Annotated in this window: 15 protein-coding genes; 4 read left to right on the forward strand and 11 right to left on the reverse strand. The window is 71.5% G+C overall.

The features are described 5' to 3' along the window. Position 1: 1 nt before the first annotated feature. The 4 genes from chvE to NOO62_RS33240 form a co-directional block, all read right to left on the reverse strand. The gene (gene chvE, locus NOO62_RS33225) at positions 2-1,123 is read right to left on the reverse strand and encodes a multiple monosaccharide ABC transporter substrate-binding protein (protein WP_268774493.1); all 1,122 of its coding nucleotides are present in this window, start codon (positions 1,121-1,123) and stop codon (positions 2-4) included. Positions 1,124-1,126: 3 nt separating this feature from the next. Continuing rightward, on the reverse strand, positions 1,127-2,095 hold the full coding sequence (locus NOO62_RS33230) for a hypothetical protein (RefSeq protein WP_268774494.1): 969 nt from the start codon (positions 2,093-2,095) through the stop codon (positions 1,127-1,129). 105 nt (positions 2,096-2,200) lie between these two features. Continuing rightward, positions 2,201-3,214, reverse strand: a complete 1,014-nt coding sequence (locus tag NOO62_RS33235) for a zinc-dependent alcohol dehydrogenase (RefSeq protein ID WP_268774495.1) — start codon at positions 3,212-3,214, stop codon at positions 2,201-2,203. Further along, positions 3,211-4,377 (reverse strand): mandelate racemase/muconate lactonizing enzyme family protein, encoded by a 1,167-nt coding sequence (locus NOO62_RS33240; protein WP_268774496.1) that lies wholly within the window; start codon positions 4,375-4,377, stop codon positions 3,211-3,213. Before NOO62_RS33240 ends, NOO62_RS33235 begins: the two co-directional genes overlap by 4 nt. Positions 4,378-4,592: 215 nt before the next feature. On the opposite strand from NOO62_RS33240, the gene NOO62_RS33245 reads away from it, so the two are divergent. Next, positions 4,593-5,363: an IclR family transcriptional regulator gene (locus NOO62_RS33245; RefSeq protein WP_268774497.1), complete on the forward strand. Its 771-nt coding sequence runs from the start codon at positions 4,593-4,595 to the stop codon at positions 5,361-5,363. Continuing rightward, positions 5,360-6,211, forward strand: coding sequence for an SMP-30/gluconolactonase/LRE family protein (locus NOO62_RS33250; protein WP_268774498.1), 852 nt, complete (start codon positions 5,360-5,362; stop codon positions 6,209-6,211). The genes NOO62_RS33245 and NOO62_RS33250 overlap by 4 nt, the downstream gene beginning before the upstream one ends. A gap of 2 nt (positions 6,212-6,213) precedes the next feature. Here NOO62_RS33250 and NOO62_RS33255 read toward each other — a convergent pair whose 3' ends face one another. From NOO62_RS33255 to NOO62_RS33280, 6 genes are all read right to left on the reverse strand, one after another. Then, entirely contained in the window at positions 6,214-7,221 is a 1,008-nt protein-coding gene (locus NOO62_RS33255; RefSeq protein WP_268774499.1) for an ABC transporter substrate-binding protein, read from the reverse strand. Between the two features lie 69 nt (positions 7,222-7,290). After that, positions 7,291-8,064, reverse strand: a complete 774-nt coding sequence (locus tag NOO62_RS33260) for an ABC transporter ATP-binding protein (RefSeq protein WP_268774500.1) — start codon at positions 8,062-8,064, stop codon at positions 7,291-7,293. Position 8,065: 1 nt separating this feature from the next. Continuing rightward, entirely contained in the window at positions 8,066-9,118 is a 1,053-nt protein-coding gene (locus tag NOO62_RS33265) for a FecCD family ABC transporter permease (protein ID WP_268775897.1), read from the reverse strand. 65 nt (positions 9,119-9,183) lie between these two features. Beyond that, positions 9,184-10,512 (reverse strand): MFS transporter, encoded by a 1,329-nt coding sequence (locus NOO62_RS33270; protein ID WP_268774501.1) that lies wholly within the window; start codon positions 10,510-10,512, stop codon positions 9,184-9,186. Next, positions 10,509-11,348 (reverse strand): Rossmann-like domain-containing protein, encoded by an 840-nt coding sequence (locus tag NOO62_RS33275; protein WP_268774502.1) that lies wholly within the window; start codon positions 11,346-11,348, stop codon positions 10,509-10,511. The genes NOO62_RS33270 and NOO62_RS33275 overlap by 4 nt, the downstream gene beginning before the upstream one ends. 30 nt (positions 11,349-11,378) lie before the next feature. After that, the gene (locus NOO62_RS33280) at positions 11,379-12,374 is read right to left on the reverse strand and encodes a pyridoxal-phosphate dependent enzyme (RefSeq protein WP_268774503.1); all 996 of its coding nucleotides are present in this window, start codon (positions 12,372-12,374) and stop codon (positions 11,379-11,381) included. Positions 12,375-12,568: 194 nt separating this feature from the next. Between NOO62_RS33280 and NOO62_RS33285 the strand changes: the two genes are divergently transcribed. Then, positions 12,569-13,573 carry a kinase gene (locus NOO62_RS33285; protein WP_268775898.1) on the forward strand — a complete coding sequence of 335 codons (1,005 nt, stop codon included), beginning with the start codon at positions 12,569-12,571 and terminating at the stop codon, positions 13,571-13,573. Further along, entirely contained in the window at positions 13,570-14,058 is a 489-nt protein-coding gene (locus tag NOO62_RS33290) for a Fur family transcriptional regulator (RefSeq protein ID WP_321170635.1), read from the forward strand. The genes NOO62_RS33285 and NOO62_RS33290 overlap by 4 nt, the downstream gene beginning before the upstream one ends. On the opposite strand, the gene NOO62_RS33295 is transcribed toward NOO62_RS33290, so the two are convergent. After that, positions 13,989-14,765, reverse strand: a complete 777-nt coding sequence (locus NOO62_RS33295; protein ID WP_268774504.1) for an NAD(P)H-dependent oxidoreductase — start codon at positions 14,763-14,765, stop codon at positions 13,989-13,991. The two genes, NOO62_RS33290 and NOO62_RS33295, sit on opposite strands and share 70 nt — an antisense overlap. Positions 14,766-14,824 lie beyond the last annotated feature (59 nt).

Here is a 14,824-nt window from a genome sequence, read left to right on the forward strand (position 1 = left end):
CTCACTTGAGCTGCCCGGCCGTGAAGTATCCCTCATCGACAAGGAGTTGCGTGTTGCTCTTGTCGACGCTGACCGGGTCTAGCAGATACGACGGCACGGTCTTCTTGCCGTTGTGGTAACCCGTCGTGTCGTTGACCTTGGGCTTCCTGTCGTTCAGGACGGCGTCACCCATCGCCACCGTCTGCGCGGCCAGCTTGCGGGTGTCCTTGAACACCGTCTGCGTCTGCTCGCCCCGGATGATGGACTTCACCGACGCGAGCTCCGCGTCCTGACCGGTGATCACCGGCAGCGGCCTGCTCTTCGAGCCGTACCCCGCGCTCTTCAGCGCCGAGATGATGCCGAGCGAGATCCCGTCGTACGGCGAGAGGACCGCGTCGACCTTCTCCGTGCCGTAGTTCTTGCTGATCAGGTCGTCCATGCGCTTCTGCGCGGTACCGCCGTCCCAGCGCAGAGTGGTCGCCTGGTTCATCTTCGTCTGCTTGCTGCGGACGGTGAGCCTGCCGCTCTCGAAGTACGGCCGCAGCACCTTCATGGCGCCGCCCCAGAAGTACTTGGTGTTGTTGTCGTCCGGCGACCCCGCGAACAGCTCGATGTTGTACGAGTCACCGGACTTGTCCCCCGGCTTCCCCAGCTTCAGCTTGTCGACGATGTACTGCGCCTCCAGGCGGCCGACGCGCTCGTTGTCGAACGACGCGTAATAGTCGACGTTCTCGGTGCCGAGGATCAGCCGGTCGTACGAGATCACCGGGATGCCCGCGTCGTGCGCCCGCCCCAGGACGTCGGTCAGCGCGGAACCGTCGATCGCGGCGACCACCAGGAGACTGCGCCCCTTGGTGATCATGTTCTCCAACTGGGCGACCTGGTTCTCGACCTTGTCGTCGCCGTACTGCAGATCGGTCTCGTAACCGGCCTTCTGGAACTGCTTCGCCATGTTCTCGCCGTCGGCTATCCACCGCTCGGAGGACTTGGTGGGCATCGCGAGACCGATGGTGGCGCCCTCTCCGGCGTCCGGCTTGTAGCGGCTGCCGCCCTTCGCCTCCTGACCGCACGCGGCGGTCAGCGTGCCGAGCAGAGCGGCGGCGGTCACCGCGGCGGCGAGGCGGGTACCTCTGCGGTTGGTCACGGGTCAGCTCCCTTCGGGGAAGCGGTTCAGGTCGCCGGGCAGCCGGGAGCCGAGCGGCGACATGCCGGCACCGGCGCCGTGCCGGGCGAGCAGGTCCAGGGCGAGCCGCCCGCGGCGCACGCGCTCACGGGCGGTGTCGAGGGTGAGGTCGCGCAGATGGGCGCCGTAGGGATAGATGCCGGGCGCCTTCGCGAGCCCGAACTTCAGGTACAGGGGCGCGCCGCGCCGGATCAGCTCGGCGATCTCGTACATGCGGATGTAGCCGCCGAGGTCGTCCGGCGCCTCGACGTACATGTCCATGGGAGCCGCCGACACCCGCCGTATCTCGGTGAGGTGAGCAAGCGTCAGGTCACTGGGCACGTTCAGCGAGTCCGCGCCGAGCCGCTCGTACACCGCGTACGCCGCGGGGTTGACGGGCCCGATCAGCGCCGACACCTTCAGTGTCGTGTCGGCCGGGATGATCCCCGCGGCCCTGGCCCGGTGCAGCGTCCACAGCACGCCTTCGTCCGCGACGAGCAGACACGTCACACCCAACTCGGTGGCGCGCACGGCGTCTTCGACGCATCCGGCGACGGCATCATGGCCCCGGGCGCGCAGTCCGGCACCGTGCGAGTCGGTGCGCACGGAGGCGCCGGTGTCCCAGGTGCCGCGCGGCCCGGTGAAGAGGCAGAGCTCGATGTCGCGTTCGGCGGCCGTCTCCACCATCTCGGTGATCTCGGCGTCGGACAGCATCCAGACGCCGCTGCCCTGACTGACGCGGTGGATCGGCACGTCGAGCCGCGCGGACTCCTTGAGCACGACGCCGAGCGCCTCGGGCCCTTCGACGGAGGGAATCTCGACCCGCCAGGTGCCCCCGTCCGGAAAGGCGTGCGGGGAGGCGTCGGCGGGATCGGGGGAGGGGGCGGCGAGCCCGAGTGCGGTGAGGGCGGGTTCGCCGGGTTGTCGGGGACGGGACGGGGAGGTGTCGGTCACGGTTGTCCTTCTTTGATCATTGCGTTCGAGATGTCGAACGGTGTTCGCGTGGATGGGCACGCGTCGGTATGGCCACGCATGACGTGGGGCGCCGCGGTGGTGTACTCAGGGCCGTAGCAGCACCTTCCCGGTCTTGGGGTCACCGCCCCCGACAAGGGCGACCGCCTCCCCGAACCGCTCGAGCGGAAACTCGTGCGTAATGAGAGGCCCCGGATCCAGCAGCCCGAGATCAAACGCCCGCACCGCATCGACCCACGCCGAGGACGACGCCCCGAAGACAGACCGCACCTCCAACTGGCTCAGGGACAGGTGCACCGGATCGATCCCCACGGCGTCCTCCGTGAACATCCCCGTGAGCACGACCCGCCCGCCCCTGCGGGCGAGCAGACAGGAAGAGGCGGCGGTGGTCGGCGCACCCGCCGTCTCGACCACGAGATCGAAGGACTCGTTCACGGCCGCCGCCTCGGCCGGCGACAGCGCACGGGTCGCCCCGAACCCCAGCGCGAGCTCACCACGGGCCTCGCGCGGATCGACGACGGCCAGCTCCGCGGGGCCGCCCGCCGCGAGCCACTGCACGGCGAGGAGCCCGAGCGTGCCCGCGCCGACCACGGCGACGCGCTCCCCGGCCCGCGCCCGCCCCACCCGCACGGCCGCCGCGATCACGGCGGAGGGTTCGAGCAGGGCCGCGGCCCGCAGATCCGCGTCGTCGCGCAGCGGATGCAGCAGCCGCGCGGGCACCACGACGTGGTCGGCGAAGGCGCCGGGTTCGGTGAACCCGGTCTCCGCGTAGCCGCCCACGCACAGGCTCGTCTCGCCGTACCGGCAGCGCGTGCAGACGCCGCACGCCCGGAACCCCTCGGCGACGGTCTTGCGGCCGACAAGAGCGGGGTCGGCCCCGGCACCGACGGCCACCACGGTGCCGGACCACTCGTGGCCGGGGATCACCGGGTAGCGGACGAACGCGGCGTCGCGGTGTCCGTCGTACACCTCGCGGTCGCTCATGCAGATCCCGGCGGCGGCCACCTCGACGAGGACCTCGCCGGGACCCGGCTCGGGGCGCGGGCCCGTGGTGAGGCGGTGGGTGCCGGGGCGGTCGACGACGATCGCGCGTGACGTCATGCCTCGGCCCCGCCGGGCGCCCGCTTCTCCCAGCCCTCGGCCCACAGGTCGAACCGTGCCTGCTGCTGCGGGAACTCGGCCGCCGCGTCGACGTCGAGTTCGACGCCGAGGCCCGGCTCGTGCGACAGCTCGAAGCAGCCCGTCTCCGGGTCGACCTGCGGGGCGCCCTTGGCGACCTTCTTGATGTCGGCGTCGGCGAAGTCGTTGAAGTGTTCCAGGACCTTGAAGTTCGGTGCGGTGAAGCCGACTTGGAGGGAGGCGGCGGTCAGCACCGGGCCGCCGACGTTGTGCGGGGCGACCAGCATGTAGTGCGTCTCGGCCGTGGCGGCGAGCTTGCGGGTCTCCCAGATGCCGCCGATGTGGCCGACGTCGGGCTGGAGGATGTCCGCGGCCTGGCTCTCGAACAGCTCCCGGAACTCGATCCGGTCGTGGATGCGCTCACCGGTCGCGACCGGCATGTCGACCTTCGCGGCGACCTTCTCCAGGGCCTTCAGGTTCTCCGGCGGTACCGGCTCCTCCAGCCACGCGGGCCGGAACGGTGCGAGGTCGCGGGCGAGCCGGATGGCCGTGGCGGGCGAGAACCGGCCGTGCATCTCCAGCATCAGTTCGGCCTCGGGGCCGATCGCGTCGCGCACGGCCTCGATCAACGACACGGCGTACAGGCTCTGCTCGTGGTCCAGTTCGTAGTGCCCGGTCCCGAACGGGTCGATCTTCAGGGCACGGTAGCCGCGCTCCATCACGCCCTGGGCGGCCTTGTGGTACGCCTCCGGGGTGCGCTCCGTGGTGTACCAGCCGTTCGCGTACGCCTTGACGCGGTCGGTGACCTTCCCGCCGAGCAACTGCCACACCGGGACCCCGAGGGCCTTGCCCTTGATGTCCCAGCAGGCCATCTCGATCACGGCGATGCCCGACATCACGATCTCGCCCGCCCGGCCGTAGTCGCCGTACTTCATCCGGCGCACGAGGTCCTCGACCGCGAACGGGTCGGACCCCTCGATGTGGTTGGCGGCCGCCTCGCGGAGGTAGCCGACGAGCGCGTCGGTGTGCCCGAGCATGCGGGTCTCGCCGACACCGGTCAGGCCCTCGTCGGTGTGGACCTGGACGTAGGTGAGGTTCCGCCAGGGTGTTCCGACCACATGCGTGCTGATTCCCGTAATGCGCACGGCAGTTGCCCCTTGACTGTTCGATATTTCGTCACACGTTCGAAATGTTGGCGTGACGGTATTCACGGTGGCCTGAAGGTGTCAATGGGTCGCGCACAACCGCCGGGCCGGTCCGCGGGCGGCCATTGCGCCGCGAACAGCGCCGTGCCTACCCTGTGTTCGTCATATCGATCAGCGACCGAAGTTTCGGACGCGCAGGGTGGGAGGCCGAACTCATGGGACGACTGGTGCCCGCGGTGACCAGGTCGCTGGACATACTCGAACTGTTCCTGGAGGGCGACGGCACGTTCTCGGCGCCCGAGGTCACCCGCAGGCTTCAGCTGCCGCGCACCACCGTGCACGAGCTCCTGACCACCCTGGCGGCCCGCTCGTACCTCGTCCAGATCCCGGACCAGCCCGGACGCTACCGGCTCGGTGTGCGCACCTACCAGCTCGGTAGCCGGTACGCCGAACAGCTCGACCTCGCCGCCGAGGGCAGGCAGGTGGCCCGGGAGGTCGCCGAGACCTGCGACGAGACCGTCCACGTCGCCATCCTGGAGGACACCGACGTCATCTACATCGCCAAGGTCGACTCCACGCACGCCGTGCGCATGGTCTCCGCGACGGGCCGCCGCCTGCCCGCGCACTGCACCTCGGTCGGCAAGATGCTGCTCGCGTCGCTGCCGCAGGACGAGCTCGAAACCCGCCTCCGCGGGCGGGAGTTCACCGCGATGACGCCCGACAGCATCACCGACCCGGACGCGCTCCTCGCCGCCCTCGCCGACGTCCGCGAGCAGGGCGTCGCGGTCGAGCACCGCGAGTCCAACCCGGACGTCAGCTGCGTGGCCGCGCCGGTGCGCGACAGCGCGGGGCAGGTCGTCGCGGCCCTCTCCATCTCCGTGCCGATGATCCGCTGGTCCGAGGAGCGCGAGCGCGAGCTGGCCGACCTGGCCGCCAAGGGCGCGATCGACCTGTCGGCCCGGCTCGGCCACCGGGGCACACGGTGAGCCGCGTGTTCGACGTCGCGGTGCGCGCGGAGGCGTCGCTCGGCGAGGGCCCCACCTGGGACGCGGCGACCGGCCGCCTCATCTGGGTCGACATCCTCGGCTCCCGCGTCCACACGTACGCCCCCGGGGACGGCCGTCGCACGGTCATGGCCACCGAACAGCACGTCGGCGCCGCCAAACCCCGCGCGGGCGGCGGCCTGGTCGTCAACCTCCGCGACGGCATCGGCCTCTACGGGCCGGGCGGCGCACCCTTCACCTGGCTGGTGCGCGACCCCGTGCCGGGCCGCCGCGGGAACGACGCCGCCGTCGCGCCCGACGGCGCGCTCTGGGCGGGCACGATGCGCTACGACGAGGCGCCCGGCGGTGGCGGACTCGCCCGCATCGCCCCCGACGGCACCGTCACCGGAGCGGTGGACGACGTGGCCGTCAGCAACGGCACGGGCTGGAGCCCCGACGGGCGGCTCATGTACTACGTGGACAGCCCGACGCGCCGTATCGACGTATTGGACTGCGACGGCCGACACGTCGGCAACCGCAGGCCGTTCGCGCACATCGAGGAGCGGGCGGGCTTCCCCGACGGGCTCACCGTCGACGCCGAAGGGTGCGTGTGGGTCGCGCTCTGGGACGGCGCGGCAGTCCGCCGCTACACCCCGGACGGGCGGCTCGACCTCACCGTGGAGCTCCCGGTGCGCCGCCCCACGGCCTGCGCCTTCGGCGGCCCCGGCCTGCGCGACCTGTACGTCACGACGGCCCGCACCGGCCTCGACCGCCCGCACCCGCTCTCGGGTTCGGTGCTCGTCGTGCCGGACGCGGGCCGTGGCCTGCCGGGGACCCCCTTCGCGGGCTGAGTTCAGCCCCTGAGTTCCCTGAGGTACTTGCCGAACTTCTCCAGACCGTCGACGTTGCGCGGCCCGCTGATGCCTTCGTTGTAGTCGAGGACGAAGAAGTTGTTCTTCTTGACGGCGGGCAGCTCCTTCGTGTGCGGGGACTTCTTCAGAAACTCGATCTTCTTCTTCGCTGGCTGGTCGCCGTAGTCGAAGATGATGACGACCTCGGGCTCGGCCTTGGCCACGGCCTCCCAGTTGACCTGCGTCCAGCGCTCGTCGAGGCCGTCGAAGACGTTCCTGCCGCCCGCGCTCTTGATGATGTCGTTCGGCGGCACCTGACTGCCGGCCGTGAAGGGCTGGTCGGTGCCGGAGTCGTAGAGGAAGACGGGGACGCGCTTGCCGTCCTCGGCCTTGGGGGCCTTCGCCTCCACGGCGGCGACGCGCTTCTTCAGGTCGCCGACGACCTGGTCCGCCTTCTGCTCGACCCGGAAGATCTTCCCGAGTCGCTCCAGGTCGCTGTAGAGCGCCTTGAACGGGGTGACCTTCTGCGGGTGGCCGGGGTAGTTGAAACAGCTCTCCGTGTGCATGAAGCTCTGAATGCCGAGCTTGTCCAGGATCTTCGGGGTGATGCCGCGCTGGTCGCTGAAGCCGGAGTTCCAGCCCGCGACGACGAAGTCCGACTTCGCCTCCACGACCAGCTCCTTGTTGAGCAGATCGTCGCTGAGCATCTTGACCTTGGCGTACTCCGACGCCCAGGGAGACTCGCTGACCGGCGGGTTGGCGGGCGGCATCACATAGCCGTGGACGTGCTCGGTCAGGCCGAGGCTGAACAGTTTGTCGGCGCTGCCGCCCTCGTACGCGACCGCACGCTGGGGGACCTTGTAGGGGACGGGTTCGCCGCAGCGCTTGACGACCGTCTTCTTCTCGGCTCCCTCGGCGTCGTCGGACGAGTCGAGGTCGGCGCCGCAGCCGCTCAGGGCCAGTGCGGCCGTGAGCGCGGAGGCCAGGGCGAGGGATCTGGTGTGACGCATGAGGTGGGGATGCCTTTCAAGGTGATGCGTTGCCAAGTGATGCGTTGCCAAGTGATGCGTTGCAAAGGTTCAAAGGGAGGGGTGGAGCGCGTACAGGAGCTGGGGGTCGCCCGTCAGCGGATGCGGGACGACCGTGGCCTTCACCCCGAACACATCGGCCATCAGGGACTCGGTGAGCACCTCCGTGGGACTCCCCGACGTCACGAGACGTCCCTGGGAGAGCACCCCGATCCGGTCGCAGGCGGCCGCCGCGAGGTTGAGGTCGTGCAGCACGACGAGGACGGTGGGCCCGGCGCAGCGCAGGTGCGAGAGGACCTCGATCTGATGGCGTACGTCGAGGTGGTTGGTCGGCTCGTCGAGGACCAGGACGTGCGGTTCCTGGACGAGGGCGCGGGCGAGCAGTACGCGCTGGCGCTCACCGCCCGACAGGGTGAGGACGCCGCGCTTGGCGAGGTGGGCGACGTCGAGCCGGTCCATCGCCCGGGCGCACAGCTCCCGTTCGCGGGCGGTGAGCGCCTGGTTGCCGCGCTGGTGCGGGGCGCGACCGAGGGCGACGACCTCCTCGACCGTGAAGTCCAGGTCGACGGCGCCGTCCTGCGTCATGGCGGCGACGAGCTGCGCGCCGCGCCGCATCGTGAGCCGGGACATGTCGTCGCCGCCCACGAGGACGGCGCCGGAGGACGGGCGCAGCGCCCGGTACACGCAGCGCAGCGCCGTCGACTTGCCGCTGCCGTTGGGGCCGACCAGGCCGACGACCTCGCCGTCCCCCACGTCGAGGGAGAGGTCGTGGACGAGGCGCTTGCCGTCGATGGCCACGGAGAGCCCGTCGATCCGCAGGTCCATCTCAACGACCCCCGAACGTATAGCCCTTGCGGCGCATCAGGCCGATGAACACCGGCACCCCGACGAGCGCCGTGATGACACCGAGCGGCAGCTCGCGCGGAGCGACCACGGTGCGCGACAGCAGATCCACCCAGACCATGAAGACCGCCCCGGCCAGCGGGGCGACGGCGAGCACGCGGGCGTGGGTGGCACCGACCACCATCCGCACCAGGTGCGGCATGACGAGTCCCACGAAGCTGATGGCGCCGCTGACGGCCACCATCACGCCGGTGATCAGGGAGACGACGACGAGCAGCGACTTGCGGTGCCGGTCGGGGCTGACGCCCAGGCTGGACGCCGTCTCGTCGCCCAGCGCGAGGACGTCGAGGGCCCTGCTGCAGCGGTACAGCACGGCGAGGCCGAGAAGGACGGCCGCCGCGACGACGGGCAGCGCGCCCCAGCTCGCGGCGCCGAAGCTGCCCATCGTCCAGTACAGGACCATCGACGTCGCCTCGCTGTCCGGCGCGAAGTAGATGATCACGCTCATCACGGCCTGGAACCCGAGGGACATCGCCACACCCGTCAGGACGAGTCGCAGCGGCGAGAGCGCGCCGCCGCTGGAGGAGGCGACGTACACGAGGAACGAGGCCACGAGCGCGCCGACGAACGCCCCCGCGGACACGGCGTACACGCCGAGCGCGGCGAGTCCCCCGGTGACCGTGACGCCGACCGCGCCGACCGACGCGCCCGAGGAGACCCCGAGCACGAAGGGGTCGGCGAGCGCGTTGCGCACCATGGCCTGGATGGCCACGCCGACGGCGCTCAGACCGGCGCCGACCAGGGCGGCGAGGAGCACGCGGGGGGTGCGGATCTGCCAGATGATCTGGTACGTCGTCGTCTCGTCGGCGTCGACGCGGCCGCCGGTGAGGGCGGCCCAGATGAGGCGGGCGGTGTCGGCGGGCGTGACGACGGCGGCGCCCAGGCCGATGGCCACGACGACGGAGGCCAGCAGGAGGACGAACAGGACGAGGCAGGTGAGGACGAGGACCTTGGGGGAGGCGAGTCGCTCTCGCAGGCCGGTGGGGGAGGGCGTGTCGGTGCGGCCCTCGGTGGGGCTGCCGAGGTCGGCAGTGCGGGTGCTCACGGGGTGCTCTCCTTGTCCTCGGCCGCCCGGTTCTTGCCCTCGTCCACCGGGCCCTGGCCCTCGTCCGCCCGGTTGGCCCGCACGACGAGCACCGCCGCCCCCAGCGCCGCCACGACCAGCGCGCCGAAGACCGCGGCCGTGCCGGGGTAGCCCGCGAGGCCGAGGCCCGCGCCGCCGAGCGCCGCGCCGGCGAACACGCCGAGGCTCTGGCCCGCCGCGTTGAGGCTCAGCGCCGAGCCGCGCAGCGTCGTGCCGCACCGCCGCACGATGAGGCTGACGACGCACGCCGCGACGACGGCGTGGCTCGCCGCGTGCAGCGCGGTCATGGCGAGGGCGAGCGGCAGCCAGTGCGTGAAGTAGAAGCCCACGACCGAGACGAGCGCGGCGACCAGCCCGGCGGCGAGCACGCGTGCCGTGCCGACGCGCGGTGCGGCGGAGTTGGTGAGCCGCCCGGTGAGGAGGTTGCTGACGAAGAACGCCGCGCCGCTCAGCGTCCACACGAACGCGAAGAGCCCGGCGTCGAGGTCGAACCGCTCCTCGTAGAAGGCCGCGAGGTACGACAGGTAGCCCATGAACACCGCGGTGCGCAGGAAGCCGATCAGCAGCAGCGGCACCACACCGCGCACGGCGGCCAGCGCCCTGAACGAGGCGAGGTAGCCGAGGCGCGGCCCGTCCGGGACGGCTCCGTCGCCCTGGTCCGCGTGCCGCCCGCGCCGTGCCACGAAGACAGCGGCGAGCAGCAGCGCCACCACGGTCACCCCGAGCAGGTCGCCCTGCCAGCCCCAGAACAGCGCGGGCAGCGCGATGACCGGGGCGGCGAGCATGGCGGTCATGGAGGTGGTGGCCGTGACGAGGGTCGCGGCGCGCCCGGCGGCCTTGCCGGTGCCGAAGCGGTCGGCGGCCGCGGCGGTGAGCGCCGGGTTCAGTACGGCCGTACTGGCGCCGACGAGCAGGCAGAACACGGCGAGCAGGAGGAAGTCCCCACTGGCGCCGAGCGCGGCGGAGGCACCGAGTGCGACGAGCGCTCCCGCGGCCGCCCACTCCCTGGGCACCCGGTCGATGACCGGGGCGAGCGCGGTGCCGACCAGCAGGGCGGCGAGCCCGCCGAGCCCGCGCAGGCCGCCCATCGCCGCGACGCTGCTGCCCGCCTCGTCGGCGATGGGCACGAGGTACGTGCTGAAGACGGTGAACGGCAGGAGGCCGACCGCCGAGGCGAGCAGGACGGGCCAGAGCGTGCGCGCCATGCGCAGATCGCCCGGCAGCGCGTCCTCCTCGCTCGGGTCGGCGCTGCCCTTCGTACCGTCCTTGGTGGCGTCGACGCTCACGCTGCCGCTCCGTCCGACGCGAGGGCGGCGCGGTAGCGGTACATGGGCGTGGCGTCCGCGCTGAACTGGGAGAACGTGAACGGCTCCGCGTTCAGGGCGGTGACGCCCGCGCCGAGGAAGGCGCGGGCGACGGCGCTGCCGCTCTGCGCGTAGACGACGAGCGGCACGCCGTGTTCGACGCAGTGCCGCAGGATCAGGTCGAACGTGCCGTTGCTGAGCGTCATGCCGGTGGCGACCACGGTGTCGGCCTGCGCGAGCACCTCGGTCATGTCGTCGGAGACGGGCTCGCCCCACGCCGTGGTGCGCAGGTTCAGGTCGCAGGGCAGGCAGATGCCGCCCCGCTCGCGTATCGCCGCGACGAGCGGGTTGACCACGCCGATCAGGGCGACGCGCGCGCCGGGTTCGATGTCGAGGAGCCCGGCGACGGCGGCGTCGCGGGCCTCGGCGCGCTCCTCGGGCGTGCCGGTCGGGAGCATGACGCGCTCGGCGTCGTCGGCGTCGCGGTGCGGGCGTACCCGCGCGAAGTAGGCGTCGAGCGCGGCGGTCCGCACGGGCGCCGCTTCGTCGCGCAGCAGCTTGTCCAGGGAGTGGCCCGAGGCGTTCTCGCAGAAGCCCGGGGCGAGTTCGCCCGCCTCGAAGGAGCAGGCGCCGAAGGAGTCGCCGACGCGGAGCAGCAGGTAGTGGTTGTGGTACGTGACGTCGCCGCCGGCGAGCCGCGTGGTGTTGTAGAGCCAGAACGCGCTGGTGACGGTGAGGTCGGCCGGGTCGGGGCCGTGGGCGCCCGCGAGGACGGCGTCGGTGAGCTCGGCGACGGTCTGGGGTGGGGTGTGCGGCATGTGTGTTCCCTAGGGGGCTTCAGTGGGGGTTCAGGAGGGGGTGGCGGCGGGCCAGGCCGTCGTGGACCAGGGGTGTTTGAGCTGGTCCAGGGAGGTGATCTCGTGCGGCTTCAACGTGTCGATGTCCAGGGCCTGTTCGTGCTGTGCGTAGGCGCTCTCGACGTAGCGGTGGCCGGTGTCGGCGGCGATGAAGACGTACGTGCGCGTGTCGTCCCTGCGCCGCTCCCACAGGGCGGTGAGGTAGGCGGCGCCCGCCGAGAGCCCGGCGAAGATGCCGCTGGTGCGCAGCAGGGAGACGGCGCCCGACACGGCGCTCTCGAAGTTCACCCAGTGCACGCGGTCGTACAGCTCGTGCCGTACGTTGCGGAACTCGATGGCGCTGCCGATCCCCGCGATGATCATGTCGGGGTCCGCGACGTGCTCCGAGCCGAAGGTGACGCTGCCGAAGGGCTGCACGCCGACGAGTGACACGTCGCGCCCGGCCTCGCGCAGATAGGTGGCGAGGGCGCCGGTGGAGGCGCCCGAGCCCACGCCGCCGACCAGCGCGAGCGGCCCGGTCGGCAGGTCCTTGTCCAGCTCCGCGGCGACGTCCTGGTAGCCGAGGTAGTGGATGTCGTCGTGGTACTGCCGCATCCAGTGGTACGAGGGGTTCTCCGCCAGGATCTCGGCGATGCGCCGCACCCTCAACTCCTGGTCCAGGCGCAGGTTCTGGGAGGGCGCGACCTGCTCCAGCGTGGCGCCGAGTATCTCCAGCTGCACGCGGGTCGAGCGGTCGACGGTGGTGGAGCCGACGATGTGGCACTTCATGCCGTACCGGTGGCAGGCGAGCGCGAGGGCCTGGGCGTAGATGCCGCTGGAGCTGTCGATGAGGGTGTCGCCGGGGCGGACGGCGCCGGAGTCGAGCAGGTGCCGGACGGCGCCGAGGGCCGAGTAGATCTTCATGGTCTCGAAGCGGAGACAGGCCAGATCCGGTGCGAGGGATATGAGATCGGGTTTCTTCACCGCTTCGGCGATGTGTGCGTGCATGACAGAAATCCCCCCGTAGGGACGTAGGGACGTAGGGCGAGAAGGCCGGGAGGGGTGACGGAGCGGACTCCGGAACGCCGAGAGCATCACACTAGATGAAAATGATTGTCAAGACCGGGTAAGGTCGGCACACTGGTCCGCGCGGAGCGCCGTGCCGTGTGCGCCGCGATGTCGAGAGGAGTTGCGTGAAGCTGATCCAGGAGGCCGGAACCCGGCCTCGCCCGCCGCACCGAGGTACGCCCGCGACCGGGGTCGGCACCGCCTTCGGTACCTTCGGCGAGCTGCTCCAGGGGGTGCTGCCGGAAGAGGGCGGCGACTTCCTCGTGACGCTCCCCGTCGCCCGCTGGACGATGGCCACGTTCCGGCAGGGGTCCGCGTCGGGCGAGCTCGAAGTCCGGCCCGCGCACAAGACGAAGGCGCTGCGACTCGCGCGCATGATCGCCGAACCGGCGCACGCGAGGCGGCCCGGGCGCCCGCCCGGCGGCGTGCTCACCGTCAGCAGCGTCATCCCGGAGGGCAAGGGCCTCGCCAGCTCCTCCGCCGACCTCGTCGCCACCGCGCGGGCGGTCGGCCGGGCCCTCGGCGTCCCGATGCCGCCCGCCAGGATCGAACGGCTGCTGGCCCGCATCGAACCCACCGACGGCGTGCTCTACCCCGCGATCGTCGCCTACCACCACCGCAGCGTCCGGCTCCGCGCCGTCCTCGGCTCACTGCCCGCCATGGCGGTCGTCGGCATCGATGAGGGCGGCTCGGTGGACACGGTGGACTTCAACCGCATCCCCAAACCGTTCACGACCGCCGACCGGCACGCCTACGCCGATCTGCTCGAACGGCTCACCGTCGCGGTGCGCGGCCACGACCTGGCGGAGGTGGGGCGGATCGCCACACGCAGCGCCCTGATGAACCAGACCCTGCGCCACAAGGCGTCGTTGGAGCCCATGCGCGAGATCTGCCGAGAGGTCGGCGGCCTCGGCGTCGCGGTCGGGCACAGCGGTACGACGTCGGGGATCCTGCTCGACGCCACGGACCCCGCGTACACGCGCCGCGTGACGGCGGCGGCGCAGGCGTGCGAGGAGCTGACGAGCAGGGGGGCGGGCGGGGGATCGGGCGGCGTGTCGGTCTACCGGACGCTGAGCTTCGGCTCCGTACCCACGCGGCCTTCTCTCCCCGCGCTGTCCGCCCTCGGGGAGGTCCCGTGACCGGCGTGGCGGAGGGGATGCGCAGGACCCGCCGGCGTGCCGCCGTCCTCGAAACCCTCGGCAGCCGCGCCGAGTTCGTCTCCGCGCAGGAGCTGCACGCCCTGCTCGCGGTCTCCGGCCGGGCGGTCGGCCTCACCACCGTCTACCGCGCGCTGCGCGAACTGGACCGTGCCGGTCTCGTCGACGTCGTACGCGACGAGACCGGCGAACGGCTCTACCTGCGGCGCCCCACCGACGAACATCGTCACTACCTCATCTGCCGCGACTGCGGCCGCAGCCGTCCGGTGGACGCGGGCGCCGTCGAGGTGTGGGCGGACGGCCTGGCGGAGGCGACGGGCTTCGCCGAACTCGAGCACACGCTCGAACTCAGCTTGTTCTTTATGGTCAGCGGGGTCTGCGGCTCGTGCCGCTCCGCTCAACTGTGCACGCCGAGGCCGGACAGGCCCGGCGCGAGCTCGGGGCGCAGTACGAGGTCCTCGTCGTAGGCGCCGCCGTTCTCCTCGTGGAAGGGCAGCGGGTCGGTGCCGGGGAGGGCGCGCAGGCGCTGGCGCAGCCGTCCGGCGCTGTGCGCGTACCCGGCGTCCGTGAGCCGGTCGGCGCCGTACACGACGAAGGGTGGGAGCGCGGCCATCCCCGTGTACCAGAACGTGCCGTGCAGCAGCGGGAACAGCACCTGGTCCAGCTGGCCGTGGATCCCGCGCGGCCCGAAGCCGGACTCGCGGGCGCCGACCGACGTGACGACGAGGGCGCGCTTGCCCGCGAGGCCCCCGTCGCCGTACCGCAGGGTCCGGCCTTCGGGCCCCTTGACGCCGAAGCCGAAGCCCTGGACGAGCACGCGGTCGAACCAGCCCTTGAGGATCGCGGGCGGCCCGAACCACCAGAGCGGGAACTGGAAGACGAGCGTGTCCGCCCAGTCGATCTTCTCCTGCTCGCGGCGCACGTCCTCGCTCAACTTCCGCTCCCTGTACGCGCGTTCCTGCTCGGAACCCACGAAGAGCCGCCGGTCGCGCGGCGGCCCCCCGAAGTCGTCGGTGAAGTCGTCGGCGTCCACCACGGCCTTCCACCCCATGCCGTACAGATCGGACGTGCGGTGCTCGTGCCCGAGCGACTCCAGCGTGCGCAGTCCCTCCGTCATGAGGGAGCCGCCCAGCGAGCGCCGGTCGGGGTGTGCGAATACCCAGAGAATCTTCATGCGTCGATCCTGTGCCGCGGTTCCCGGCCGCATCGAGTGGCCAGATGGTCACGGCTCGC

The sequence above is a fragment of the Streptomyces sp. Je 1-369 genome (assembly GCF_026810505.1).
In the GTDB taxonomy this organism is placed as follows: Bacteria; Actinomycetota; Actinomycetes; order Streptomycetales; family Streptomycetaceae; genus Streptomyces.